This window comes from Paraburkholderia sp. BR10937, from assembly GCF_040965695.1.
Taxonomy (GTDB): Bacteria; Pseudomonadota; Gammaproteobacteria; order Burkholderiales; family Burkholderiaceae; genus Paraburkholderia.
Window position 1 is genome coordinate 1 of sequence record NZ_JBFRCL010000047.1, and the last position, 25,505, is coordinate 25,505.

Consider the following 25,505-nt stretch of genomic DNA (forward strand, 5'->3'; position numbering starts at 1 on the left):
GGAACTCGGTGGCAATCCGTGGACTGCAGCGGGATTTTCGTTTCTCCTGTTTGCGGTCGGCGCGATCTTCCCGGCGATGCCGTTCCTGTGGACGTCCGGCACCCCGGCGATCGTGCAATGCATAGGCATGAGTATTTTTGCATTGGCGGCCATCGGAGTATTCACATCACTTTTCAACGGACGCAGTGCCAGTTTTTCCGCGATTCGCCAGGTCGTCATTGGGCTTGTCGCTGCTGCGTTCACATTCGGCATTGGGCGTCTGTTGGGTGTGTCAGTCTCGTGATGAGCAGGGGGACGAAAGAGTACGCGGTGCCTCGCGATCATTGCTGGTCGCCGACGAAATGATCGGTGAAGCTCTGGTTGAGGCCGTTAGGCGAGGGGGATCAATTCACGTGGCGGGGCGATCTCGTGTTCCGAATAACCCTTGATGCGCTGGGCGCCGGAGTGCGCGGTCGTTTGCCGCAGGCTGGCCGGGGCGTCTTGAGCGTCGATGGTCAGCTCAGGAAGGCACGGCTCGACACCGGCAGTTTCGCAGTTTATGACACAGTTTGACCTTACGAACTGCACCTTTGCCGGACCATCCGTCAGGGGTAGGCCGCATCGAAGTCGTTCGTGCTCAAAACCGGCATTCGCTGACGCGACCGGTCAGCCGCTCGGTAAAAACCCGGAAAAGTGCCTATCTATGGACCTACGCTGTCAGGGACGAGGGCGCTCGACGCAAAAAAAGTGAGATCGATCAATATTCTGGTTCGGACATCTAAATAAAATCTCGTATTCAAGCGTTGATTTAAGGTGCCGATGTGGATGCTTTGCGTGACGATGTCTTGCGAAATGACATACAGGAGATCAACCTGTCCTATCTCGTTTTGGCGCAGAGAATGTCGCTGTCGAGCACGTCCGAAGCGATGTTGCGTCTCGGCATGAGCACGGAAATGGTCGAATTATTTGCGTCGCTTACCGTTTCACAACTTTTGAAACTGGCGAGCTCGAATCAGATTCTGTGTCAGTTCCGGTTCGACGATCACACCCTATTATCGGTGCTGTCTCACAACATCTCGCATGACGAGGTGCGCGGCAAACAGGTGTCGATGTTGCTCGTCCATCAGCCTGTCCACGCCCTGTAAAGCGCTTGCTACGACGATTTTATGGAGTGAGACATGGCCTGCAAAAGTCTTCTTGGCGAGTCCGCTCAGTTTCAGTTGGCGATCCGGATGCTGACTTTCACGGGCGCATGGACCCTAATCCGGTACATCGAAACGAACGTGCTTGGTTTTTTTGAACTGCTCGAACTGCGGAGGGAAGATGATTGCACACGCATACGAGCCAGCTTCGAGCCGGCATACGTGCGGATTTTGTCGAGTCGCGAAATAAACGGCGTTTGTTCGCGGTATTGCAGGTGTGGAACACGAAATGGAGCAAACGAAATGGACATCATCGACCTGGCCCGTGCGTCGGGATTGACCGTTATCCTCGATGGCCGGATTGGCCGTGAGGAATACCAGAGCGTATGTGGTTCGGTATCGGCGTTACAGCGCTTCGCCGAGTCGCTGCGTCAGTGCCCGGCGTACGGGAACGACAGCGCCCCGCACCGGTCAGCGGCGGCCAGCGCTTCGGGGCGGTTAAGGGGTAATCGTCCGATTACCCCTTTATTGCCTCGGGAAGGCTAGTGTTCCTCTGGGCCAGCAGGTTCCCGAGTGGCCGGAGCATGAGCGTGAGCGGCGTACGGAATTTATGACTGACGTTCGAAAAGAAAGCGGTTTTCGCGCGATCGAGCTGAGCGAGAGCCTCCGCCCGCTTTTTCTCTGACTCGTAGGCCCGTGCGTTGGCAATGGCCGTCGCGAGCTTCGTTCTCAGCAGTTCCAGGCAATCGCGGTAATGTCCGTCCCACTTCAGCCTGGCGCTCACCCCGGCCACCATGAGCCCCTCCAGTTCGTGGGCGACGTTCGAAGGAATGGGCACGACCGCGGCTGTGTGGGGCGGGTCCAACCATGGACCGGGCGGAACCGCGCTGAAACGCAGGTCCAGGCGCTGCACCACCTGTATGGCCGATCGCGCATGGCCTCGGCCAGCGGCCAGCCATCGCGCGCACCAGGGACCAGGGCAATGAGGGGCGGGCTGATCTGCGCACGCGACGCGTCGTCACGATGATGTTTTTCGTTTTTCCGAGACAAGGTCCTCCTCCGATAGAAGCGAACCCGTCGGTCAACGAGATGACTCGATAAAATGGCCGCCGTTCAGGTGGACAACCGCAAGCGCTGGATTTCTGGCTAGCATGCGCATCGCCACCTGGCGGATCGTATCCTCATGCGCATTGAAGGCCTCGACAAACGATCCGCAGAACGGCCTGTCGAGAGCAGCGAGTGCCATGCACGATATGGTCGCAGGAAGCACTTTAGTCCCGTCCCCTATGCTGAAAGTCAGATATTCCTCCCCAGTGACTACTACAGGATCAAAGATCCGAAAACACACGTCCATTGACTTCTTCCCGGTGATTCACTCGCATTTGGAAAATTTACACCCGTTCGACCCAGAGCGGGCGCTTAAGCTCGTAGGTGAACCGCAACACAGCTTCTTTCGCCAATGCTCCGGTTTGAGACGGCACAGATTTTGGTCTGGCGCAGGGCACACTCGGACCGCGCCAAAACCTTAAGGCTCTCGCGGTGCCGGCCGGCAGCAGCAGTCGTCGGCGGACACCCGATCGGCGTTCCCGCGCCGATCGGGCGCTTACCGAATTCCTCCAGTTTCCTAAGATCCTGTGCGCGACGAACACTGAAGTCAGCCTCTGGTTTCAGTCATGATGACGCACGAGTCGAAATCACGTGGCGCGGCAGCCGCGCGATGGGTGCCCGGGACAAATGCCGTGGCGACTACCCCGACCATCGCGCAACACCGGCAGGGATCGAGCGCGCCCGCGGTGAATTTGGCCAGTCGATGAATATCGCCGCGGCGGCGTTGGCTTCCCGCATGGTGGGACATAGGTACGACAAGGCTCCCGGCACAGTTCGGCGAGCTTGCGACCCGCCGTACAGCTTTGGTGTACCGCGTATCCTTTCTTACCGACTGAATGACTCAAGCTGCGCATAAACGGCGATGGGGAGCGCAATTGTATAAAGCCATCGACACAACGTCGGCAGATCATAAAAAAAGCCCGTCACATCTGGGGGATGCGGCGGGCATGAGATCCGGGAGCCGTTGCGTTAGCCCCCGGGGGCTTGGCGCGCGGGCTGCCGCGCACCAAGCAGGAAAGCTAGCAGGTAGAGTTGGCGTTGTCTATACGACCATTGTCCAATTGGCAGCCTTCGCCCATGTTCGCCATGAGCTTCGACTACAGGCCGAGGCTCACATCGTGGCGCGCCGGCGGCTGGACGGCAACGAGTCCCTCCGGCTAGCACGACAAGCAGTTCAGGTTCGCGCGTTTTGAATCGACCCTCGTTGTGACAAGTGCACATCCTACGTCGTAAGGCTGCACGATCAACGTCACCCGCCGAATTTCGCGTTCGAGATCGGCGTGCTGTCGGTGTGCCCTTCCACGAGGATGTTGCCCGCCGGCGCCGCGCGCAACACCTCGGCGATACGGCCCAGCACGCCAAGCGATTCGGGCAGCAGCGTGGCATCGCCCGCGTTGAACAGGATCTTCGCGTTGATGCCGATCTCCACGCCGCGCGCCGCCGGCACGATCGTGATTTCGCCGCGCTGGCGCAGCGTTTCGAGCGCGGCGAGCAATGCCTGATCGACGGCGGGCATTTTCACGGCCGCTGCCGCCGTGCTCGTCGATTGCGCTGCCGATCGTATTTCGGATTCCTTATGCTTCGCCAGCTGCATCGCGTAGAGCGCGAGGAACAGCACCATCAGCGTCGTGATCAGGTCCGCGTAGGAAATGAGCCAGCGGCCGGAACTCGATTCGCCGCCCTCGTCCTCGTCGTGATCGAACTGTGCCGTGAGCGGCAGGTCTTTATCGGAAAGCATGGGCGGTCAGCTCGCGTGCGTGGTGTCCAGCGCCCATACGTTCGCTTCGCCCTGCAAACCGCCGCTCTTGCCGCCCACCTCGCCAGCGAGACGCGTGGCGATCGTGTGCGGCGACTCCTTGCGCGAAATGGCGAGCAGGCCGTCGAGATAGAGCTTGCGCAAGCGCAGTTCGCTTTCGATATGCGCGCGTATCTTGCCATACAGCGGCAGAAAAACGAGGTTCGCGAAAGCAAGTCCGTACAGCGTGGCGATGAAGGCCACGGCAATGCCGGGCCCGAGTTCGGCAGGCTCGATCAGATGCCCCGTGACCTGAATGAGGCCGAGCACCGAGCCGAGAATGCCAAACGTGGGCGCATAGCCGCCCGCCTGCTGCCACACGCGCGCCGCCGCCATGTGCTTGCGCCCGGAGGCTTCGAGTTCGCGCTGGAGCGCATCTTCGAGCACGGCGGTCGAAACGCCGCTCGCAAGCAGTTCGAGCCCGCGCCGCGCGTACGGATGAATGCCCTGCAGGTCCATCGACTCGAATGCGAGCAGTCCGTTGAGCTTGGCCTGATCGCCCCACTCCAGCACGGCGGCGAGGCTCGCTTCATCGACGCGCGGCGCTTTCACGAACGCCATGCGCAAATGCTTGATGGCGTCGAAGAAGCGCGCCCACGTGTTCTGGATCATCACGGCGCCGAGCGTGCCGCCCAGCACGATGGCCAGCGCCTCGGGCTGGAGCAGCGTGACGAAATGGCCGCCTTCGAGCGAGAAGCCCGCGACCACAGCGAGCGCGCCAATGGCGATACCGATCAGGGTAAGCAGATCCATGCGTGTCTCCCAACTCAGCGATCTGCCTGGCGTCCGCCAGGCGACTTGAGTGCACGCACCGCTTCAAGCAGGCGCTGCTCGATATCTTCGACTTCCACGGGATCGATCTTGATGTCGCGGCGCATGACCCACGACACTTCATTCTTGCGTGCGTCCGCCATTACCGAGAGCAGGCGCTCGGATACGGCCTGATCTTCGATCGAGGCGAGCAGTTTCGCGAGATCGTAGGTATCGAGTGCGCTCACGGCTTCGAACAGCGTGCGTTGATCGACGAACAACAGATCGTCGAGCGACTTGAGTTCGCCCGAGCCTCGGCCCGTGCGCTTCGAGAAATACGCCACGCCCTTTTGCTCGACGAAGTTCAGCACCTTCGACTTGCGGAACGCGAAGACCTCATCGGCGATTTCGGCGTGCGAGAGCTTGTTGAGAATGACCTTGCGCTCCACGCCGATCAGCGCTTCGAGATCGCCCAGCTCGATCAGTTCGAGTTCGCTGTTGATCGACACATCGAGATCGCTGTCTGCGACCTGCGTCGCGCGCTCCACGATGCGTACGGGGTCGAACGTCACCACCTGGCGGCCCAACGCGCCTTCTGCCGCTGCCGCATTGTTGGCGAGATGCGTGGCCTGCCCGCTTTGCATCGCGACGAGATTGAGCTTCTCCATGCGCCGGAGCATGGCCATCACATGCGGACGAGAATGGCCGGCCACGGCACGGCATTTCTGCACGACGTCGGCGAGCGGCACGCTCACTTCGGCACCACTCGCGCCCTGTCGCGACCAGGTATCGCCGCCTTCGGCGCGATCGCTCGCCCCTGCGATCAACGCGAGCACATGCGCGTACGACAGTGCGCCCGGCATGAAGTCCGCATGGGTGTAGGTGGCGAGCAGATCGTCCTTCGCCTTGACGCGCCGCGTGAGCGTGCGCACCACATGGCGCAGCATCGGGGTGACGCGTTCGAGTTCCTCTTCGATGAGGTTCGCCGGCACGACGGTCAGCTGGCAAAAGCTAAGCGCTTTCGCCGTGTTCGGCCGTGGTTCCGCACCGAGCAGCGCCGTCTCGCCGAAAAATTCGCCGCGTCCCAGCGTGGCCATCACGACTTTCTTGTCGTCGCAACGGGTGGAGATTTCGACCTTGCCGTCGGCGATCACGAAGATCAACCGTTCGCCTGCAAAGCCTTCCGAATAAATGACCTCGCCCGGCGCCGCCGTACGCGACCATGTTTGACTGTTGCGATTCAAGTTGTATCGCCGGAAAACGTTTTTTATCGCACGCATTAGTCAGACTACTTCTTGCGTCTGCGAAATGGTTGCCGTATGCCGCGTTTACGGCGTTTTCCGAGACATTCTTGAATCACCTTGCATAACCAGCAACGTGGAAAGCGGGCCGAAAGCCCCAGCATAACGCCGATGCCGGGTCGTTTTTTTTGTGATGCAGACGCAAACCCTTGCGAGTGCCAGGGAAAAGGCCCGGAAAGCGACCTCTCGATGCACTTAAGGATTCTGGTACCCTGCGGGCAGATGGCAGGGCGTATCGCGTATTGTTCATGTTGCCAGGTGTTTTCGGGCCGGGTAACGGAGCGTGATGGCGTTGAACAATAAAACAGTCAATCGACAGTATGAAAAGACCTGGAATGGATGCTGAAGGCAAGTACTGCATACCGGTTTGTGACCTGCCCATGCCCGTTGTCCGATACGACGCGCGAGGTCAATGCCGCTTCATGAATCATGCAGCGCGGATGATGATGAGGGCTGCATCAGATTGCGGCTGCGTGCCGGAGCTCGAGGCCAGACTGCTCCTGCCGCAAGCCCTGCAGCAATACCTCGATGCGATTTCCGAAGTCGCGACCACGGGTGTCGCCCGCGAGCTCGAAGTCACATTCGATCGGTTGCCAGAAGCGCAACGTGAGCACTATCTCGTGCAGTTCGTCAGCGCCCCGGCTCTGGACGACGCAGGAGGGGTGCTTGCATTCTATTTCGACGTTACCGCATGCAAGCGCGCTGAGGCGAAGCTGCGCGAGCGCGAGTCGTTCCTTGAGTCGCTGCTCGATACCGTCCCCGTTCCGGTTTTTTCAAAAGACAGGGCGGGGCGGTACCTGCATCTCAATCGCGCCTTTCAGGAGTTTCTGGGCGTTCCCAGGGAGCACTTTGTCGGCAAGACCGTCTTCGAGACGAGTCCGCATGAGCTGGCACAGACCTATTTCGAAATGGATGAAGCGCTGTTCGGGAAAGGCGGAGTCCAGCACTACGAGTTCAAGGTAAGGAGCGCGCAGAAAGGCGTGCGCGAGGTGGAGTTCAGCAAGGCGGTCTTCCATGACGATCAGGGTCGTCAGGCCGGCCTAATCGGTGCGATCCTGGATGTCACCGAGCGCAAGCGGGCGGAGGCCGGGCAGCGGGAACAGTTCAGGCAGACCCTGCAACTGAACAGGAGTCTCGAAGAGCGGGCACTGGAGTTGTCGTACGCACGGGCACAGTTGATGAGCGTGCTGGATACGATCCCGGACATCGTCTGGCTCAAAGGAACCGACGGCATCTTCCTGCTATGCAATCACAGCTTTGAGCAGTTCGCCGGCAAGTCGAAAGCTGAAGTCATCGGCAAAACCGATCGGGATATCTTCAATGCCGAGCTGGCTGACTTTTTCCGGCAACGCGACAAGGCCGCAATCGAGGCCAGACAGGTTTGCGTCAGGGACGAGTGGGTGGTCGCCCCCTGTACGCGCGAACAGACCTTGATGGAGACCAGGCTGTTGCCGGTTTTTGATGCTGACGGGATGATGGCGGGTGTGCTCGGCGTCGCGCGCGACATCACCGAGCGGCGTCGATTCGAGGAAAGGCTGGCTCGTCGGGAGCACGAGTTCAGAACGCTCGTAGAAAACTCCCCGGATACGGTGGCGCGCTACGGCAGGGACTTCCGGCGGATCTATGTAAATCCGGTTTTCGCGTCGCTCTCCGTCGGTGGCGCGGATGCCTTGCTTGGCAAGGCGCCGAGCGAGTTCCCGGGCGGTTCGGGGACCGTTCTCTACGAAAAACAGATCGGGGAGGTATTCGCGACGGCGAGCAACAGGGAATTCGAGCTGACCTGGCCAGCCAGCGATGGCAGACAACTGTGTCACCTGATCAGGTTGACGCCCGAGTTGGGGCCGAATGGCACAGTCGAAACCGTCCTTGCCGTGGGGCGAGACATCTCGGAACTCCACGCGTCCAGAGCAAAGATCCATCGGATGGCATATTTCGATCCATTGACGATGCTGCCGAACCGCGTCCTGTTCAACGAACATTTGCGCCAGGCACTCTCGGTCAGTTCGCCTGGACGCTTTACGGCTGTCATGATGATTGACATGGACCGCTTCAAGGGCGTCAACGACACCATGGGCCACGCGGTTGGCGATGAACTGCTTCGTGAGGCAGCACAGCGGCTGCGTGCCTGCATGCGTCCCGGTGACACCGTGGCGCGCTTTGGTGGCGACGAATTTGCTGTCCTGATGCCTGAGGTTTCTGGTCACAGCGTCCTGGAGCAGATCTGCGCGATGATCATCAGTCGGCTCGACGAGCCGTTCATGCTTGATGGCAAACAGGTGTTCATCTCCTGCAGCATCGGAATCGCACTGCATCCGGTTGACAGCATGGATGCCGCCGACCTGCTGAAATACGCAGACTCGGCGATGTATCTTGTGAAGCGCTCAGGGCGCCGCGGTTTTCGGTTCTACACGAAAGCCCTGACGATCGAAGCGACAGCGCGTTTATCGCTTGAGTCGGAACTGCGGCGAGCGGTCGATCAGGGCGAGCTCGAACTGTACTATCAGCCACAGGTTCTTCTTCACGGGGCGAAGGTAATCGGCTGGGAAGCCCTTCTCCGGTGGAATCGCGCTGGCGAGGGGTTCATTCGTCCGGACCGGTTTGTGCCGCTTGCGGAGGAAACCGGCCTGATAGTCGATCTCGGGCGATGGGTGCTTCGTGAGGCGTCCCGTGCGGCCGCCGCGTGGAACACACTGGGTGGCACCTGCCGGAGGGTCGCGGTCAACCTCTCGGCGCGACAGTTCCAGTCGCTGGATATGGCAATGGTGGTGAAAGAGATTCTCGCCGAGACTGGGTGCCGACCTGAGTGGCTGGAGTTTGAAATTACCGAGAGCCTGTTGCTGGAGGAAAATGATTCGGTGCTGAACGCGCTTCTGTCATTCGAGGCGATGGGGATATCGATTGCCATCGATGACTTCGGCACGGGCTATTCAGCGCTCAGCTATCTGACGCGCTTTCCGATTGATACGCTAAAGATCGACCGGACGTTCGTTCAGAAAGTCACTGACGACCGCCGTCATGCCGAGCTTGTAAAGGCGATTCTGTGGATTGCACGGTGCCTTGGTCAACGGGTCGTTGCTGAGGGCGTCGAGACGTCGGAGCAGGCGGCATTTCTTGTGGCGCATGGATGCGAGATCGCCCAGGGGTTTCTGTACAGCAGGCCGCTGCCGAAGTCTTCCGTTGCGTCGCTTCCTGATCACTTGGCGCCGAGGGTTGCCGGGTGACGGCGAAGCGTACGGCTTGAACATCATGTCAACAAACGGGGAAACAAGTGACAACCTACCGTGAATTGCTGAAGCAACTTGAGGCTCTACAACGGGAGATCGACGCCGCGAGGGAAAGTGAGGTCGCAGCGGCACTTGTAAGGGTCCGCGCGTTAGTTAGCGAATATGCGCTGACACCCGCCCAGGTGTTCGGGCAGATGAACGATAAAGGCGGTTCGAAGCCTGCGAAGTATCGAGATCCTGTTTCCGGAGCTACGTGGAGCGGTTTGGGACGCGAGCCCTCGTGGATCAAGGGGCAAGCCCGAGAGCAGTTTCTAATCGAGCGCTGACCGAAAAACTCGGAAAACGGCATGCCGCTAACTAACTCTTCCGTTGACGGCTGGAGGGCGGAGAATACAGCGCATCCCATCGAAGGAAGTCTGGATTCACGCTCAGATAGAACCGGTAACCTTCCCGCCTGAATTGCGGGACCGCGTTTGTCATGGCCGGCGCTTGCCTTTGCGCCGCATTCCAGGCCTTGCACGCCGGTCATCCGTGGTTGGACGAGGATGCATTGATCGGTGCGCCTGGCGGTTGCATGGTTCACGGGCGAGATCGGGAACGTGTCGGCCGCCGCCTCATTGTGCAACGGGGCATCACCTTGGACAGCGTCGCGGAGCGCATGTACCGCGAGGCGCTGCCTGTCACCATTCGTATTGCGGCGCGCATATTCGCCGGCAGTTGACAGGCGAGGCGACTTGGCGCCCCGGAACGCGGTGGGCGGCGATTGTCCGTATTGGACGACATCTGGACGGACATGATGCAACCGAAAGGGATAAGCTTTCGTAGAGAACGGCGTACCGACTGGCGGAGGCGACGATGGGCAATAAAAGCGGGCAGCCCCCGACGGCGCGGGCGGCAGATCCAGAAAATGGCGGAGATGCAGGATGGCCGGGCAAGCCTGGTCCGGATCCGCATGCAGGCGACAGCATAGGGCCGTCCGCCGACGAAGAAATGACTGAGCGCATCCGCGTGCGGGCCTACCAGCTTTGGCAAGCTGCTGGATCACCTGAAAACCGCGCTGACGATTACTGGTATGAAGCAGAGACACAGGTGCGTGCCGGAGTCGTCCCGCCCAAGCAACCAGACCGGTGACGTTATGTTGACGTCCCGATTTCCAACAATTGATATCGGTCAGATCCGCGACGCCGTACATGCATTGCCCGTTGGTTCCAATGGGGGATTTTGCTCTTCGCGTTTTGTTAGAACACTTGTAAACCTTTCGCAAACGGAAGGCGTCCATATATATGCAATGGTTAGCGATCCATCACGTCTTTGCGCGTCCTGCAGTCTTCTGCTGAGTCACCCCGATTTCGATGTGACACACCCTCTGCGCGATGTCGGCGAAACAGCGTATCTCGGCAGCGTACGTCTCCAGTACTACCACTGCCCGGGATGCGGAGCGGACTGGCGCTGTTCCCGCAGTCCTTTCCAGAACAGGGACGTTCATTGGACACTTCGCTGACGTCGTAAGGGCCCCGGGAATCGTGATGCTGCCGTTGTTGCCGTCGTGGAGATGAGAACCGCTATCGTGGACTTCCGATGCCAGGACAAATCAGGTCCACTCCTCACCATGCGTAGCGACAAGCGACGTCACCCCACACACCCTTCTGGCTGCCGGTTGACGATGAGTTGATCGAGAACTGGTAGCCGAACTGTCCATACAGGCTCCAGCGGGTATCGAGCTTCGCGCTCACGCCAGCCGCGACGTCCATGCGTGTGACCTGGTGTGCGAGTGGGACCTGGTCGGCGCCAGCGTAAACTGTCGTCGCGTGGGCGCCCCAGTCGCGCCAGATATTGGCGCGCAGATAGGGCTGCCAAACCTGTCCGTTGGCGCGCTCGATGGTCCACTGACCGCGCACCCCGAGCCTGCCCGTTACGCCCGACGTCGATCCAGGATCAACCGGACCGAGTCCATCATCGGCATCGTCAAGTCCGACGTGCTGCCAGATGATCTGTAGCTGGGGTTCCAGCACGAAGTTCGGTCCGAGCGGAAGGTGAAACGGATAGCCCGCTTCGAGCGACGTGACGATCCCGGAGCCGGAGACAGGCAGACGCGCATACTGGGTCGTTGCGTCACCGTCGTAGTATGTGCCTTGCAGCACCGCGTCGACATACCAGCCGCCCGGCCCGTAATGCGTCCAGTATGCGCCGCCGGAATAGGCGTTCAGGTTCACCTTGCCGGTGCGACTCAAGGCGTATGCTGTGGCGTCGGTATTGGTGACGAGTCCATCTACGTCGACATTGCCGTTACCGTAGGCGAAATAGACGCCGCTGGCATCGTGATGGCCGGGGATCAGGCTCCCACGCCAGAGATCGAGCCCAGCCTGCACGCCAATCACTGAGCCGTTCGCGCGCGCATCGGTAAAAGTCTGGTAGCGGTTGTCAACCTGCTGGCCGAACACGCGCGCCCACGCCGACCGGGCGACGCCGGTGGCGTTCGTGCCGGCCGCCCCATCGGAGAGTGTGTCGCCAATACGTTCGTGCATCGTGCCGAGCATCGTGACGCCCAGTTGCCGCGCGAGCGGTTGCACTACCGAATACGTCGCCACCTCCGGGCCGATGACGGGGTATTCCCCGTCGGGCAGTGCGGGCGGCAGCGGGGTCTCCGGCAGCACATTTTCTTCCTCCCACGGCGGCTCAACGGCGCCCTCGGACGGCTCCTCGGGTCCAACGACGAACGTCGAGCGCAGGAACCAGTCGTCCGGCGCGCCCCCAGCCAGGCCGCCTCGATGAAGGCGGTAGTCGTAAGCCCCTCCGCGCGCCTCACCTGCAAGTTCAAAAGCGTTTGCCTGCGTGCTGCCGCCGTCGGTTGCCACGACGACCGGTATGCCGTCGGCTTGCGTAAGCGCTCCGGTGCCTCCGGCGTTGTTGATGGCGAGCTTCGAGGTGCCGCTGGCAGCGCCTCGATCAATAATCAGCCTGTCAGACGGTGAGCCGTCGCCGCCAAGCACGGTATCGAGTGCGAGCGTCCCATTCTGTCCGATGTACTGTGTCGTGGTGAGCATGGTTCCCGGGTCTCCCGCCAGGCGCACGAGACCTGCATTGACCAGCGTCGCCACGCGCTGGTCGAAGCCGCGCAGGTCCATCGTCCCGCCGGACGTTACGGCATAGTCTGAGTTCCGGCTGAACGCGTCGACCGCACCTGCGGCCAGCGTCCCGCCGGAGATGGTCGTTGAACCAGCATACGTACTGGCACCGGTCATGACTGTCTCGCCACTCAGGACATCGACGGTGCCCGTGCCGGAGATGGCGGCAGGAAACCGGTAGTTGCCGCTGTTGTCCGTGTGGTTGAACAAGAGCCTGCCGTCGCCGTCACCGAATGTGACATTGCGGCTGTTCAGTGCGCCTGGCGCGACCGCCGCGGCGCCGGCAGGCGCGCCGATGTTTAGCGTGCCGGTGGAACCGACCGTCTGCGCAATTGCGACGGACCCCGCCGTGACGCTCGCCCCATTCGCGATGGTCAGCGTTCCCTGAGCGCCGCTACCAAAAAAGGCATACCCGACGTTGAGCGCATTCGTCACCGTCAATATGGAGCCCGCGTCCATGATGTTCAGCGTGCCGACACTCTGCGGCCCCGCGCCGAGATAGACGTGCCCGCCCGCCTCGACCTGTCCGCCGTCGGAAATGTTCAGGACGCCGTGACCGGCATCGCCGACGAACGCATCGCCGCCGATTCTGAGCGTCGAGCCTTCACCGGAAACGTTGACGGTGCCCGTGCTCCCGGTGCCGCCGGCAACGTCGATCGACTGCCCGATCGTGGCCTGGCCACCGTTAAGGATATTGACTGTTCCGCGATCGCCATCGCCGAGCCCGACGTAAAGAAACGTCGCCACAGACGCGCGGGAGGCTGGTCCGGTAACCGTCAGTGAGGCCGTGGCAGGGTTGGGGATGCCATAGCCCACAGCGACATAGCCGCCGCCGCTGTTGACGAGCGTGGTGAGCGTCCCGCCGTTTTCCACAGTCAAGGAACCATTGCTTCCAGTCGCCGCGCCGTCGCCAATACGAACGATCCGCGAGGTCGCAGCGAGTGCGTCGATAACCGTCGGATGGTTCGCAAGCGTGTTGATATAGGTAATGTTGGTATGGAAATCGGGCACCAGATGATTGCTATTCGCATCGGTCCAGTTGCTTGGGTCGAACCAGCTGGACGACGTTACCCCGGACCAGTAATTGTTCACCGCGGTGACCTGCGCCAGCGCGATGCCGCCTTCGAGATTCGCCACGCCAGCGAATGCTGCGAAGATCCATGCCCGGTGTTTGGAGCAGTACGGACAGGCACTCATCAGGCACCTCCCAATGATATTTGGCCCGGCATAAAAATCACCGCCATAGAGATAATGTTTGTGAACGGTGGTGCCTCTCCGATTCTCTCGATAATTCAATCGAATCCGCCAACCACCATTTAGATTTTCATCCTAAAAATTTTGATACCTATATAATCAGGCGTTGGCGTTCATTCTGTGCGACTGTGATGAACGACTTGTCGTCGGCAGTGCACCATGCCTTACAAATAGCGATTCGGTGTGAGTTTTAGGAGACGGTGAAGGGGCTGCCGGTCGGGTAAGGACACGTGGTATCCCGCGTGCGAGCGACTCTCAACGTCACAGACGTGAATAAATCTGTTCTGTGGGACAGAATACTCGAGTACGTCTCTTGCCCGCCATCAACTGATAATCCACGATCACCTCAAAATGAACGTGACAAAATGCGAGGTGCATAAGTATATTAGCGGCAAGGTGTTCCTATTATTCATGTCAAAAGATGTTATAGGGCGAGTTTTTCAAATCTTCAATATTTCGTTTCGGCATTAGGCGTCAGCCCGAAATATCAATGCACCGATGGTTGCTGTCTGTTAGTAAACGCTCAGCCGGTATGGGATTGCGAGGATCGGGAGAAACGCGCGTCCAGATATTCGAGCAGATTCAGGTTGGGCCGCCGCCATAGCTGCCAGACGCCACCACGGCACCGATTCCGCCAATGATGGAGATTTGCAGGGCGACGAGCATTGCGTGGAAGAGGTTTCGCGCCCGAATCCAAACGGATGCAACTCGTCGGCGTCGCTGATGGCCGCGCTGCGGCCGCAGACGAGCAGAACCGGGTCGGCGCGGTCCGCACTGGAGTGGAACTGCCTCGGCAAGTGTCGCGCCGGAGTTGGTCCAGGCTGCGGCGGCGAACTTGCTCGCCGCGACGACAAGTTTCGAAGCGACGGTACAGTAGACCGCGCGGGAAGACGGACCCGGCCGCCCTGGAAGGTGTTCTCCCACGATGTTCGCCGCGTCTTTCTGATCCTGCCATCGCAAGTTCTCCCGTCGATGTCTCGAGTGACGGCGAGAATGCTGACCCCGCCGCTTCGCGGCCAGGCTCATCCCCCAGGAGGGCATATGGTTTGCGACACACGGAGTATTAGTGGCAACGCGCGATCAGGGAGAACGGTGACGATGAAAAGGCTTCTCCACATGATGTTCGCCGCCACGCTTGTCAGCGCCGCGGCACTGGCCAGCAACACGAGCCCGCAGGCAGGGAAAGACCAGCACAAGGCGGGCGGTCACAGTGACGCAGCCGAGTCTTCGAACGACATGCGCCGACGGCCACCTGCAGATCAAGTGCCGCGCGGGCGCCGCGATTCTGTGCGCTCCACCCTGGGGCCAGCCGCCGACTCGAACTCGGGTGCAAGCATGCCGAAATCCGAGGTGCGCACCGGCCGCGGCGCTGTGCCTAATCCCGCCGAAGGGGCAACACCGCTGCCGAATCCGGCGGCGCCATATCGCTAGGGACAGGCCATCGGCGCATCGGGGTCGCAATCAAGGAGTCAGGGGCCCCTCGTAGAGGCCCACGGCGTGCGAAAGCGCGCGTGAATCGGTGAGGCAGCGGGAGGCAACAGGCCATCCCTGGCCATCGAGTAGAAGATGCGAGACTGGCTGAGCAACAGCACCAAGATAACGGAAGTCAGTCCAGGCATCGCTCCGGGCTTGATTATGGGTGGAAAGCCACTTCAGGCCGATCCTGTTAACGCCTACGGCATTGGGATCTGCGACGTTGAGCTGGTCATAGGGGACGATACCCGTCAAAACCCACGACATGAGGATATACAGGAGTGCGCAGATTTCGAGGGAGCTGACAAGCTCGACGGGTCGTTGCAGCCCGATCGCGAACGAGATGACGATCGCCGGTCCCGCGTTCGCCGCGGCCGCGTGTCCGATCAGCACGAAGATTCCGGCGCCGATGATGCGGCCGATGCGGAGCAGGGTCGGATCGAAGTTCGGGAGAGTGCGTTTTAGCGCATGCTCGAGCTCTTCCTCTGTGCATGCCGCATCATCGCGCAGCGTCTCGATGGATTATCGTTGCAGTCGCGTCATCGTCATCCCCGGTTCGAAAGGTGCAAGCCTTGGTGCTGCTCCGTATCACGTGGAACGATTCGCAACCCGCATACCCATGGCATCCGCAGTTCTCGAGAAGGGAACGCCACGTGCGCGTGTGATAGTGCACTGTCAGCGGCAGCAACTCCGCTCTGCGTCTGTCGCTTCGTCGGCGGTTGTCAGGTGTCGGTGCTTTTCGCAGTCGGCCTTGGCCGCTGCAGTCTGGCACTGCAATGGTTGGCGCATTGCGTCGACGACGGTGTTATCCGCCAGGGACCTCGGGAGGCGGACGTCGGCCGTCGAGGGGAATCTTGCGGGGTGCAATATGGGAACGCGAAACCATTACCAGGTGAATGTCTGTGGCGGAGATTTCGGGCACGTGCGCGAATGCTTTCGTGCGTGGAAGCGGGAGCCGCTGATATATCGGACAGATCTCAGGATGTTTGAAGGTCGCGACGAAGTCCGCGCCCTGTCGGACAAGCCATTTCCCGACACCGATCGGGCTCGGCATGCGCTTGAAAGATCCTGCGGTCCGGACGATGCGTACGCGCTGGCAGCAGAGGTGCACGAGGACCGTCGTAATCTGTGGATCGTGATGGCCGCGTATGCCGAATGACGTCACGATGATGCTTTGGGCTGCTACGGAACCCGTGGTATCCGTGGGATGGTGGTCCATCGCCGGATTGCTGGCAGTGATTGCAGTGTGTTACGCGCACTACGGGATTCCCAGATTCACGGCCACACCAGTGCGGCGTGCCATTGCTCACGCCGCGCTCCTGCTGGTCGGGTGCGCGTTCGGTGCAGTGCTCGCCCGGACGCCCGGGACAGTGGCGCCGCGATGGCTCGTATTCGTGACCGGTTTCGGTGCGGTCCACGCTCCCGCAGCGATCATACTTTTCATCAAGTACGTGCGTGGTTCGGGGCCTTCGTGACGGACCGGCATGGGTGCTGGACTCCCGGATCCCGCCACGACCCGTTCTGCGGCAAGGCGGACAATGCGCGTGACGAGGATGTCTGGACCCGGGGGAGCGCAGATTTTGCGCCCGTGGGAACCTGGCAAAAGGCGCTGGCAGGATGCAGCGACGGACAGCCGTGAACGGCATTACGTTCACGACGTTGACGTGTCTACGTCACTCGTTAGCGCGCGCAGTGTCGGTGAAACGGTAACCGGATAGGATGGCGAATCGTCCAGCGCTCTGAGCACGGCGGGTAGTGATTCGATCTGCTGCCTGCAATAGTCCCGGCTGTGATCGAGCGACACCGGTCGCTGCACGTGGCGCCCCGCTGTGATAACGGGCTCAAGCAGGGCGGTGCCATCCTGTATATCGAGCGTGAGCACGTCATAGAGCATATGTTGGCTGGCATCGGCGTACCGATACACCTGTTTTCGGCCCGGCCACGTAGCCTTGTGTTCCGAGCGTTTTCGACGTGCCCGTCCGGCATATTCATGTAGCTTGTAGACGCAGTCCAGGTAGGGCGCGTCAGCCGAGGTTCCCACGTGGGTGCCGACGCCATAGCCATCGATCGGGGCACCTTCCGCGCGCAGTGCTGCGAGCCGGTATTCATCCACGTTTCCACTCGCGAAGATCTGGGTCTGCCCCAGCCCGCCTGCATCGAGAATCGCACGCACCAGCCGTGCGTGTTCGCCAAGGTTGCCACTGTCGATTCGCACCCCTCGAATTTCTACGCCTGCGGCCTTGAGCCGGTGGGCAAGTGCGACGATCTTGCCTGCGGCAGCCTCGGTGTCATATGTGTCGATCAGCAGCGTGTTGTCTGTCTGGGTGCGGGCGAATGTCTCGAACGCCTCCAGTTCATCGTCATGCGCCTGCACGAACGAATGTGCCATGGTGCCAAACAGCGGGATGCCAAAGCGGACGTTTCCCGGCACGGTGGCGGTACCTGTAAATCCCGCCAGATAGCTCGCGCGTGCCGAAAGCAGCGCGGCTTCGGCGCCATGTGTGCGTCGCAGACCGAAATCGATCACGGGCTTGCCTGCGGCTGCCTGCACGCAGCGCGCAGCCTTGCTGGCGATGAGGGTCTGGAAATGAAGCAGGTTAAGCAGCCGGCTTTCCACGAGCTGGGCCTCCCGCAAGGGAGCGCTAACCTGAAGCAACGGCTCATTGGGAAAGCAGACCGTGCCTTCCGGCATGGCCGCGACGTCGCCCGTAAAACGCAGACTTGCAAGCGACGCAATCATGAAAGCAGGTACTGCGATCTTCATTTCCGCTGTGCTGTCGGTAGTGGTTTCAAGCGGTGTGGCGCTTGCTCAGCGAAGTCCGGATGCGGCAAGCGGCGGGACCGGAAACAGCAACGCCTCAGGTGTCCCAGGGGATGCTGTCGTGGGGCCTACGGCTGAGACAGATGCGCCGGGCAGGTCGAGCACGTCGCACGAGGAAACACTGGGAAAGCGCCATACGCACGCGAAGCCGGCGTCCCCAGAAAGCAGGGCGATCAACCCCGGAAGTAACCCCCGACAGTAACGATGCCAGGGTCGCAAGCTGACAGCTTGGCCAAGCATTTCGCTAATCACGCCGATTTGCCGCCAACTGCCTGCACCCCGGGACTCTCGATTTCCCGGCTGCTCAGTGCAGGCGCACGTCCGAATCAAGCCCGGTCAGCAACGTCACCATGGCGTGGGCCGACGGGCCAAACTTCGTGAGGCCCGGTATCAGATGGTCGCGCAGAAGGCCGAAGAGATCAGGCCGACCGCGCGCGAGCTCCGTCAGCAGCTTGATGTGGCTTACGACCTTCTCATGTACAGCGTGGCGCAGCCGCCCGTAGTCCCCAAGGCGACCAGGCTGATCGGCCAGAAAGTCGGCCGCGCAGTGTGCGTAAACCCAGGCATCCTCGATTCCCAAGTTCATGCCCCGCGCGGCCACGGGCGAATGGATATGAGCCGCATCACCCTCTATCGCCACCCGCCCCACCACCTCCATTGCCGCGAGCTGGTGACTGATGTGGAAGCTGGATGTCCATGCCGTCGGCCCGACGTGTGTCGTGCCGGGTGGCAGGTGGTTCAGGATGTCGGGCACGTTGCCAAATACGCGCCAGAGCTTGCCCTCGAGGCCGAGGAGGAAGACAAGGCCGTCTTTCAGGAAGCAGACGTGCGCGCTCTCGAGGTCAAGAGACGTCTCGAGACCGGTGTCGGCTAGGGGCCATGCTTCCGGAAAGGCAGAGCCTTCGAAAGCGATCCCGAGTTGCTCGCGTACGCGGCTGTGCGCACCGTCGGCGCCAAGCAGCAGCGGCGACCGTATGACCTCGCGCCGTCCGCCGACTTGGATGAGCGTCGCCTCGACGTAATCGGCCTCCTGGCGCAGCGCATCGAATTGCACCCCGCGTTCGGGAACGACGCCGCGCTCGCGCAAGGCTTGCGCGAGCAATGCCTCGCTGCGGGCCTGCGACAGGATTGTCATTCCGTAGTGCGGATGCGCGCCAGCGAACTCAAGTTCCGCAATCGGTTTCCAGTCCTCGTAAAAGCGCGTGCGGTGGATGGCACGCCCTTGCGCGACCATCGCCTGCGCGACGCCCGTGGACTCCAGCAGTTCGAGTGCGCGGGGATTTACGACCTGAGCGCGCGATTCGGTGGCAGCCTGCGGAGCGGCATCGACGATGCGGGTGCGCATGCCCTGGTCAGCAAGAAAAAGTGCGGCCGCGAGACCGACCGGTCCAGCACCGATGATAAGCGTCGGGTCATTCATGGTTCATCTCCGCACGCTCACGCCGCCGCGGGCGCGCGTGCAATAACGTAGTAAAAGCAGGGTCTTTGGCGGCCCTGACCGCTGGGGCGCCCTCTCAATGCCAGCCCATCCAGGACTCATGAGGGGAGTGTCCGGCGCTTCCCGGTTTTGTCGGCGTGACGTTCTGTTCGCAACACTTGATCGCCTTGAACTTCAATGGAGAACGCTCAAGGTCGCTTTTAGGGAAAATGATTCAGCCGGCTAGCGGTGCCCCCTGTAATACGCATCAGCCTTGATTACTTCAACGCCGCGCCAGCCCCAATACACGCGATGCCGACTGATCCGACCGTTCTCTACGTCCATCGCTTCAACAAAGTCCATTTGCTCGCCGTTGGGCGTCGCGCGCGGGTATTCCGATATCTTCGATCTCTGCGGCCACATCAGGAGGCAGAGCGGTTCGATTCAGATTGTCGGTCATCGTGAACTCCGGTTGAGCGGCGGCCAGTGCGGCGTTCGGCCGCCGCCGTTCATTGATCGCGTCAGTGCCGCATTGCGACAGCTGCCGCGCGCGGAAGAGACTCCAGGGGTCTCGCGTTTCCCGCTGGCAATGGAAACAGGCGCGCATCATCTGATCCTGCCAGTCGCGACTCGCACTGCAAGGAAAGGTGCGGAGCGCGTATCTGATGCCGCGGCCCTTCGAACCCTCGTTGCCCGCATTGACCCGACCCAACACCGGGATAGCACGTATGCGGCTATGCGATTTCATCGGGTCCAGCATGGACGTCATAGTCGACGACTGGATCGGGCAGGTCCTCCCGGATTAATCTTGCGGCCGGCGGCGGACCTGGAAGACTCTGGATCTGGGGTGGCGCTAGCCGCCCTTGCCGGACGGTGACGCGCTGTTCAGCGCGGGCGATGCCGGCAGGTAACGAAGATGCTTCGCCACGGACACCGGAACTTTGGGCGAAAGCATACCAATGATGGTAAGTGCGTAAACGATGGCCGCGATCGTTGCCACCATGCGAATGGGTCGCGCAACCGCCGAGTGGCCAACGACGATGTTGAGATAGAACCAGATGCCGAGCAGTCCGAGCAGCAACAGACGGGGCATAGGCTGCCATCCATCCCGTCCGACCTCGGTAATGGACCAGACGAGTGCCGCGATGAGGGTGCAGAAGATGCTCCAGAGCCCGGCTGAGGGGCTTCGGACCATGAGCGTACCCGATGCAATTAGCGCGATGCCGCCAATGACGAAGTAAGGTGTGGAACCCATTGCAACGAGCCATCCGCCAACCACTGCGAATGCGGCGCCCAGCAATACCAGCACCTCACCTGTCTCGGCAGGAGAGGTTTCGTGCTGCGTCGACATGGAAGAGCCCCCGCTCATGCAAATCTCCGGCGTCTCGGGCCACCTCTAACGGAACGGCACCTGGATTGCGGTTTCCAGCCGGACATCATAAACGGCTACGATGCTTCTTCGGAGTGTGCAATCGACGTGCCCTGTCGCGGTCTCTGCAAAGGCGCTTTGAATCGAATTCAATGCGGAATCTAGACAGCTCGTAATGTAGGACTCCGTATTAAATGCGGCATACCTCGGACCGGATGAAGATCAGATCAGCTGATCCGTCGCCGATACGCTGTCCGTCCAGCCAGATGCGGCGGCGTGAGAGGCTGGCCAAAAAGTGGGGCGTCCCCGCGACGCGGGAGTACCGCCCCTTTAATGTCCCTCAGGAACCACTACTGTCTGAGGAGACGTCCAGATCATGCTCAGAGGCGAGCTGATGAGGCGGCGCAACAGAAAGCAATTGCCATAAACGTTTTCGCGATCAGTGCAGGTCCAGAAACTCTTCAGGGCAGCGGTCACTCCGCCGCCCGCTCGCGTGCGCCGTCCGACACGCCACCTCCACCAGGCTGCCATGTCAGGACTGCGGGCAACGACGGGTTTTCCGGTTGTGCGACGACGCGATGAAACGCCTCAATGAAGTGCCCGCGCAGGAATTTCCGAGTCGTCGATAACGAGGAATCGTCACGCGCTTCGCCAAGGCCGCACGAGAGCACGATGCAATTCTTTGCGCTTGCCTCTACAGCGCTTGCGCATCGCGCGTACCAAACAGCCTCGAGGCAGAAACCGCGTGTGGCCGGAAAGTCTGTGTTTCGTACAGTCAGGCCTCGCACATGCGGAACGTGGTTTGCTGATCCAGCGACGTGTCGGCTGAGGGAATCAACCCGGCAAGCAACTGAATCGGACAGTCTGACCGCCCGCATCAGAGACATTGGAAAGGAGGGGGGTATGAGAATTCAATGTATAGAAATGGCAGAGCTGTCGATAACGCCGACGGTCGAATTCGATTCCGAAGCGCGATTCCTGTGGGTTGTCCGAGTCGCTCGGCGCGCGGACGGGTGTGACCGGTTCATCGAGCGCAAGGGAACGTGTGGCGCTGTCTCGCGTGACGACGCGCTTGATATTGCAGCACGTGCCGCGCAGGCTTTAGCCGTCGAGCTCGCGGTTCGATAGGCACATGGCGGCCAAGGTGGTTGACCGCCTGCACTTGAGGGGTGGATTCGCAGAAATCCCTTTTTACATCGTTGGTGGGTTACCGCACAAGGAGCAGCATCATGACATCATCAGGCAAGTCGAACGCAAAGAACCCGGAAATTCGCAAGTTCATTGACGTGCAAAAGGCGCTCAAAGGTGCCGACTATCCGGCGAGGAAGGATGCCCTGTTGAAAATAGCGAAACAGAACGATGCTGATGAAGCGGTCATGCAGGCGCTCGCCGCGCTTGGGAATGAGTCGTTCGAGAGCCCGGCGGCAGTGTCGAAGGCGCTAGGTAGTGAGGCATAGGGGCCACCCACGTCGCATCACTTTCCACGGCCTCGTTGGTATCGGGGACCAGCGCGTGGAGAAGGGGGGAAGCGGCATCCGCCAATGAACATAACGCGCAAGCGCAGGAATGTGGGGTAACCACAAGCAGCATCGACCTGCACATCGAAGAAACGCTCGGGCAGCAGGAGATGATCGGGGGACGTCTTGAGTTGCTGGGAAGTTCGCCTTCCGCAATCAAAGATCCGTCGGCGCGCATGAGTGCGTTTATGCAGTGTCTCGGCGGCATTGCAGTCAGCGATGAGCTCGTCAAGGGCGGCATGAGCGGGTACGTCTTCGAAAATATCGAGATCGCTGCCTACACTGCACTGATCGCCGCGGCGCAGGGCGGCCGGTGACGAGAAAACCCGCGGGATCTGCGAAAAGATCCTGCCGCAGGAGGTCGCGATGGCCAGATGGCTGCTCGACCATCTGCCTGACACGGTTACGAAATTCGTTACCGGGCGGAGTTCGAGTGGGTGACTACTTGTCTGGGTGTTTAGTTTTCGGCCGCCGCGAAAGCCCCATCCAGCCACTCGCTGGCCCACTTTCTGGCATAGGCAATTGCGTCTGAGCGCAGATCGAAGCCGCCCAGGTCCCCGCTCAAGTGAACATCGCGCGGGCTGCCATCGGGCAGCCTGACGCTGATCCGCGCATGGGCGACATACTGGCCGTCTCCATGCCGCGGCGTGGTGTCTATCGCGAACCTGCCCGAGTTCGTTCGCACGGCCGTTTCTCCAGATGTCTTGTGGGACGGGTACGTCCACACCAAGGCCAACAGCATCTCGCAGCCCCTGTGCCCGAGGCGGCTGGACCTTGGTGGCTAAACGGATGCGGGTTTGCGTGTCCAGCCGTCCAAACAATCCTCCTTCCGCTGTCGCTTCGACGTGCGAGCGCCTGGAAACGGAAGCGAAGGCGTCGCCTGCGCCGCGAGATCCAAGCAACGCGCCGCGGCGCTCAAACCGGCCTTCGCGCAATTCGGCGAGGAACCAGGTTGCCATTCAACATCGAGAGACGGTCCAATGTCAGGCCAGGGACACATCGAAGCCTCCGTGCATGGCGGTAGCCCGGTCGCGGCTCGAATCATCGCCCGTCAGCGTGGCGAGCTAGCGCCAGATCGTACGATGTCTCTTTTCGGCAAGACGCAGAACTTAACGCGCCCGACTTCTTGTCCTTCCGCCGCGCAATGGCCTATGGATATGCGCAAGCGCGAAGCGCCGCGTCTTTCTGAGTCTGCACACCGGCAGTGGCTTGCGACAAGTACACTGCGGTGGGTCCGTCCGAAAGGCTCCTCTATCGTACAGGATGGATGCTGCCCATTGGCTTGCTCGGTGCGCAGCCGACGGCTAGCATTGAAGTGCAGCACAGTTTCAACCTTCTCCACGTCCCCCGACCGGTCAGCCGGCGGGGATCTTTTTTTTTCAAAAGGCAGCCGCGCGGTAATGGAGCGCGAAACACATAAAGCGTGCGCGTCGCAGGCATAAAGGTTACCCGTTCGCACGGCTCGCAGCGTAATCATGTGCGGAAGCTAATGAGCACGCGCCTGTCCACAACCCGCACTATCCGTACGCTGATCGGCCGTGCAGGCGGTACATCACTTGCTGAACAACCGGCGTCTGAAACCATAGCCGTCGGCCGGCGGGAAGCATCGCATGTCATCGAATTACAGCCGGACGCTGCGTCGCCACCGCATACCATGGGGGCTGGGAAACCTTCCCGCCGTGCTTATGCCGGGAAGAGAAGCCCGAAGCGGTAGTGCGCAGCGTGCCAGCCCTGGATGACAGCCCTGCCTAGAACGCCAATGCCGCATATATCGTGAAATGAAAACCGATCTTCGAAACCTGCCGCTCTCCTGTATGCGGCCAACGCAGATCACGGTGGGCATCCGGTATGTTCGCGTCAAGGAAGTCATCTCCGAGCGCAACCGGGCGCGGTTGGCGCAGTTCCAGTTGCGGCATCCCGTGCAGGTCGTGCTGGGGCCGGACGATGCCTGCTACATCGTTGACCATCACCACTGGGCGATGGCGTGGCACTTCATGGGGGTGACGTCAGCGCCGGCACTTGTTGTGGCGGACCACCATCTATTGGAGGCAGAGGACTTCTGGGCGCTGATGCGCGAGCATCGGCGCGTTCATCCGTTCGGTCCATCAGGTGTGCGCGAGCCTCTGGGCGCGCTGCCGCAATCGTTGGGGGAAATGCTGGACGATCCTCTAACAGAGCCTCGCTGCGCTTGCGCGACGCGCCGGCGCCTATGCGAAAACAGCCAGCGCTGAGACGTCTTTTGTCTGGGCGGACTTTCTGAGGGAGCGGATCGTTCTCGATGACAACAGTGATGCCGCATTCTCGCTCGCACTCGCGTCTGCGATAAGGCTGGCGCGCAGCCGTGCCGCTCGCCGGTTGCCTGGCTTTCTCGGCTGAACTTGCGAGAGTCAGCGGGTGTGGCGGCGGATAGCATCAGTGCCTGGATGGGCTGGATGTGGTTTCATTAAATCTGTGTCCTCCAATTGGTTAGGATAACTTTGTTTGGAATGATGGTTGCGCCCCGTGGCTGTCCACTCAAACGGAGATCAACCACGAGCCAGAGAATGAGCGCAACTACTTTCGCTTGTCTGACCTGATATGTCGCCAGCTCGCCGCGCGGAAGAACCGCAAGACAGTTTTCCCGGATACGACGTCGTCTGCGGCCAACGCGTGGATATGTTCGGCCGGTACTGTGGCTATCTGAAAATCAGACGTAAAAGCGATGGAAAGGTCATTTACCCCTTCGACGGATGCCCAACGCCCGGAGTATTCCTTACGCCAGCTGAGGCCCGCGGTGCCGCACGGGATTTGGCTGCTGTTCTCGTCAAGGGCGACATGAACATGCCCGAGTAAATGAGGCCAGTCGACGACGCTGTTTGGCACCCGCAGCCTCTGCTGCGCGCTTGCATCTTTCGCGTCGAGAATGCGCGCGGCAACGGTTTGCGCTCCTCCTGACGGTCCCGGCCGTGAGACCATGGCGCGGGTCTCTTGCGGCATGTGCTTTGCTGTCGATGCGCAGAGCTACGTTTTGGGAGAGGACCATTTCTGAACAGCACCGCCCCGGCGAGATCGTGAAAACGTCTGGTATCTACAAGGTCATCCACGACGGTGACGGAGGACGCTCCTTTGGGGTCACCTGCGTGGAAGGCGAACACTTCCCGCCAACGCGCAGCGGCAAGGGCGCGCACTACGAACTGCTCCACGCCGCAACGCATTCGCATAAACACAGTGAACTTGGGTCGGGAGACTGAC

22 protein-coding genes and 1 pseudogene are annotated in these 25,505 nt (G+C 60.8%); 11 read left to right on the top strand and 12 right to left on the bottom strand.

Annotated elements, in window-relative coordinates; genetic code table 11:
- On the top strand, positions 1-283 hold a 283-nt coding region (locus AB4Y44_RS30570; RefSeq protein WP_368701674.1), incomplete at its 5' end, for a VIT1/CCC1 transporter family protein.
- Positions 284-800: 517 nt separating this feature from the next.
- Complete coding sequence (flhD, locus tag AB4Y44_RS30575; protein WP_368701675.1) at positions 801-1,124, top strand: flagellar transcriptional regulator FlhD; 324 nt, start codon at positions 801-803, stop codon at positions 1,122-1,124.
- A gap of 514 nt (positions 1,125-1,638) precedes the next feature.
- Here the strand turns inward: flhD and AB4Y44_RS30580 are convergent.
- The 4 genes from AB4Y44_RS30580 to AB4Y44_RS30595 all read right to left on the bottom strand — a co-directional run bounded on the left by AB4Y44_RS30580 (position 1,639) and on the right by AB4Y44_RS30595 (position 6,017).
- On the bottom strand, positions 1,639-1,917 hold the full coding sequence (locus tag AB4Y44_RS30580) for a hypothetical protein (protein ID WP_368701676.1): 279 nt from the start codon (positions 1,915-1,917) through the stop codon (positions 1,639-1,641).
- A 1,560-nt stretch (positions 1,918-3,477) separates the two neighbouring features.
- Positions 3,478-3,966: a flagellar motor protein MotB gene (locus tag AB4Y44_RS30585; protein ID WP_368701677.1), complete on the bottom strand. Its 489-nt coding sequence runs from the start codon at positions 3,964-3,966 to the stop codon at positions 3,478-3,480.
- Between the two features lie 6 nt (positions 3,967-3,972).
- Positions 3,973-4,776 carry a flagellar motor protein gene (locus tag AB4Y44_RS30590; RefSeq protein WP_069261612.1) on the bottom strand — a complete coding sequence of 268 codons (804 nt, stop codon included), beginning with the start codon at positions 4,774-4,776 and terminating at the stop codon, positions 3,973-3,975.
- A gap of 14 nt (positions 4,777-4,790) precedes the next feature.
- Positions 4,791-6,017, bottom strand: coding sequence for a cyclic nucleotide-binding domain-containing protein (locus AB4Y44_RS30595; RefSeq protein WP_368701678.1), 1,227 nt, complete (start codon positions 6,015-6,017; stop codon positions 4,791-4,793).
- 392 nt (positions 6,018-6,409) lie between these two features.
- Between AB4Y44_RS30595 and AB4Y44_RS30600 the strand changes: the two genes are divergently transcribed.
- From AB4Y44_RS30600 to AB4Y44_RS30610, 3 genes are all read left to right on the top strand, one after another.
- A complete protein-coding gene (locus AB4Y44_RS30600; protein WP_368701679.1) occupies positions 6,410-9,295 on the top strand; it encodes an EAL domain-containing protein in 2,886 nt (961 codons plus the stop codon).
- A gap of 47 nt (positions 9,296-9,342) precedes the next feature.
- The gene (locus AB4Y44_RS30605; protein WP_368701680.1) at positions 9,343-9,624 is read left to right on the top strand and encodes an H-NS family nucleoid-associated regulatory protein; all 282 of its coding nucleotides are present in this window, start codon (positions 9,343-9,345) and stop codon (positions 9,622-9,624) included.
- A gap of 529 nt (positions 9,625-10,153) precedes the next feature.
- Positions 10,154-10,429: a DUF2934 domain-containing protein gene (locus tag AB4Y44_RS30610; protein WP_368701681.1), complete on the top strand. Its 276-nt coding sequence runs from the start codon at positions 10,154-10,156 to the stop codon at positions 10,427-10,429.
- Positions 10,430-10,902: 473 nt separating this feature from the next.
- Here the strand turns inward: AB4Y44_RS30610 and AB4Y44_RS30615 are convergent, their stop codons facing one another.
- Positions 10,903-13,560, bottom strand: coding sequence for an autotransporter outer membrane beta-barrel domain-containing protein (locus AB4Y44_RS30615; RefSeq protein ID WP_368701682.1), 2,658 nt, complete (start codon positions 13,558-13,560; stop codon positions 10,903-10,905).
- Positions 13,561-15,138: 1,578 nt separating this feature from the next.
- A complete protein-coding gene (locus AB4Y44_RS30620; RefSeq protein ID WP_368701683.1) occupies positions 15,139-15,543 on the bottom strand; it encodes a hypothetical protein in 405 nt (134 codons plus the stop codon).
- 475 nt (positions 15,544-16,018) lie between these two features.
- On the opposite strand from AB4Y44_RS30620, the gene AB4Y44_RS30625 reads away from it, so the two are divergent.
- Complete coding sequence (locus AB4Y44_RS30625) at positions 16,019-16,309, top strand: hypothetical protein (RefSeq protein WP_368701684.1); 291 nt, start codon at positions 16,019-16,021, stop codon at positions 16,307-16,309.
- A 492-nt stretch (positions 16,310-16,801) separates the two neighbouring features.
- Here AB4Y44_RS30625 and AB4Y44_RS30630 read toward each other — a convergent pair whose 3' ends face one another.
- From AB4Y44_RS30630 to AB4Y44_RS30650, 5 genes and pseudogenes are all read right to left on the bottom strand, one after another.
- Positions 16,802-17,914 (bottom strand): nicotinate phosphoribosyltransferase, encoded by a 1,113-nt coding sequence (locus AB4Y44_RS30630; RefSeq protein ID WP_368701685.1) that lies wholly within the window; start codon positions 17,912-17,914, stop codon positions 16,802-16,804.
- A 361-nt stretch (positions 17,915-18,275) separates the two neighbouring features.
- The gene (locus tag AB4Y44_RS30635) at positions 18,276-19,391 is read right to left on the bottom strand and encodes an FAD-dependent oxidoreductase (RefSeq protein WP_368701686.1); all 1,116 of its coding nucleotides are present in this window, start codon (positions 19,389-19,391) and stop codon (positions 18,276-18,278) included.
- Between the two features lie 240 nt (positions 19,392-19,631).
- Positions 19,632-19,790, bottom strand: a pseudogene (locus AB4Y44_RS30640) (nuclear transport factor 2 family protein); the annotation flags it as partial.
- Positions 19,738-20,157, bottom strand: a complete 420-nt coding sequence (locus AB4Y44_RS30645; RefSeq protein WP_368701704.1) for a hypothetical protein — start codon at positions 20,155-20,157, stop codon at positions 19,738-19,740. The gene AB4Y44_RS30645 and the pseudogene AB4Y44_RS30640, both read right to left, overlap by 53 nt.
- An 84-nt stretch (positions 20,158-20,241) precedes the next feature.
- Positions 20,242-20,739, bottom strand: coding sequence for a hypothetical protein (locus AB4Y44_RS30650; protein WP_368701687.1), 498 nt, complete (start codon positions 20,737-20,739; stop codon positions 20,242-20,244).
- Positions 20,740-21,986: 1,247 nt separating this feature from the next.
- On the opposite strand from AB4Y44_RS30650, the gene AB4Y44_RS30655 reads away from it, so the two are divergent.
- Together AB4Y44_RS30655 and AB4Y44_RS30660 are read left to right on the top strand one after the other, a co-directional pair.
- Complete coding sequence (locus tag AB4Y44_RS30655) at positions 21,987-22,214, top strand: DUF2795 domain-containing protein (RefSeq protein WP_368701688.1); 228 nt, start codon at positions 21,987-21,989, stop codon at positions 22,212-22,214.
- A gap of 35 nt (positions 22,215-22,249) precedes the next feature.
- Positions 22,250-22,591 (top strand): DUF892 family protein, encoded by a 342-nt coding sequence (locus AB4Y44_RS30660; RefSeq protein ID WP_368701689.1) that lies wholly within the window; start codon positions 22,250-22,252, stop codon positions 22,589-22,591.
- A gap of 140 nt (positions 22,592-22,731) precedes the next feature.
- Here the strand turns inward: AB4Y44_RS30660 and AB4Y44_RS30665 are convergent, their stop codons facing one another.
- Positions 22,732-22,959, bottom strand: a complete 228-nt coding sequence (locus AB4Y44_RS30665) for a hypothetical protein (protein ID WP_368701690.1) — start codon at positions 22,957-22,959, stop codon at positions 22,732-22,734.
- A gap of 1,093 nt (positions 22,960-24,052) precedes the next feature.
- On the opposite strand from AB4Y44_RS30665, the gene AB4Y44_RS30670 reads away from it, so the two are divergent.
- The 3 genes from AB4Y44_RS30670 to AB4Y44_RS30680 all read left to right on the top strand — a co-directional run bounded on the left by AB4Y44_RS30670 (position 24,053) and on the right by AB4Y44_RS30680 (position 25,504).
- Entirely contained in the window at positions 24,053-24,505 is a 453-nt protein-coding gene (locus tag AB4Y44_RS30670; protein WP_368701691.1) for a ParB-like protein, read from the top strand.
- Positions 24,506-24,929: 424 nt separating this feature from the next.
- Positions 24,930-25,106 carry a DUF6723 family protein gene (locus AB4Y44_RS30675; protein ID WP_368701702.1) on the top strand — a complete coding sequence of 59 codons (177 nt, stop codon included), beginning with the start codon at positions 24,930-24,932 and terminating at the stop codon, positions 25,104-25,106.
- Positions 25,107-25,264: 158 nt separating this feature from the next.
- Complete coding sequence (locus tag AB4Y44_RS30680; RefSeq protein WP_368701703.1) at positions 25,265-25,504, top strand: hypothetical protein; 240 nt, start codon at positions 25,265-25,267, stop codon at positions 25,502-25,504.
- Position 25,505: the final 1 nt, after the last annotated feature.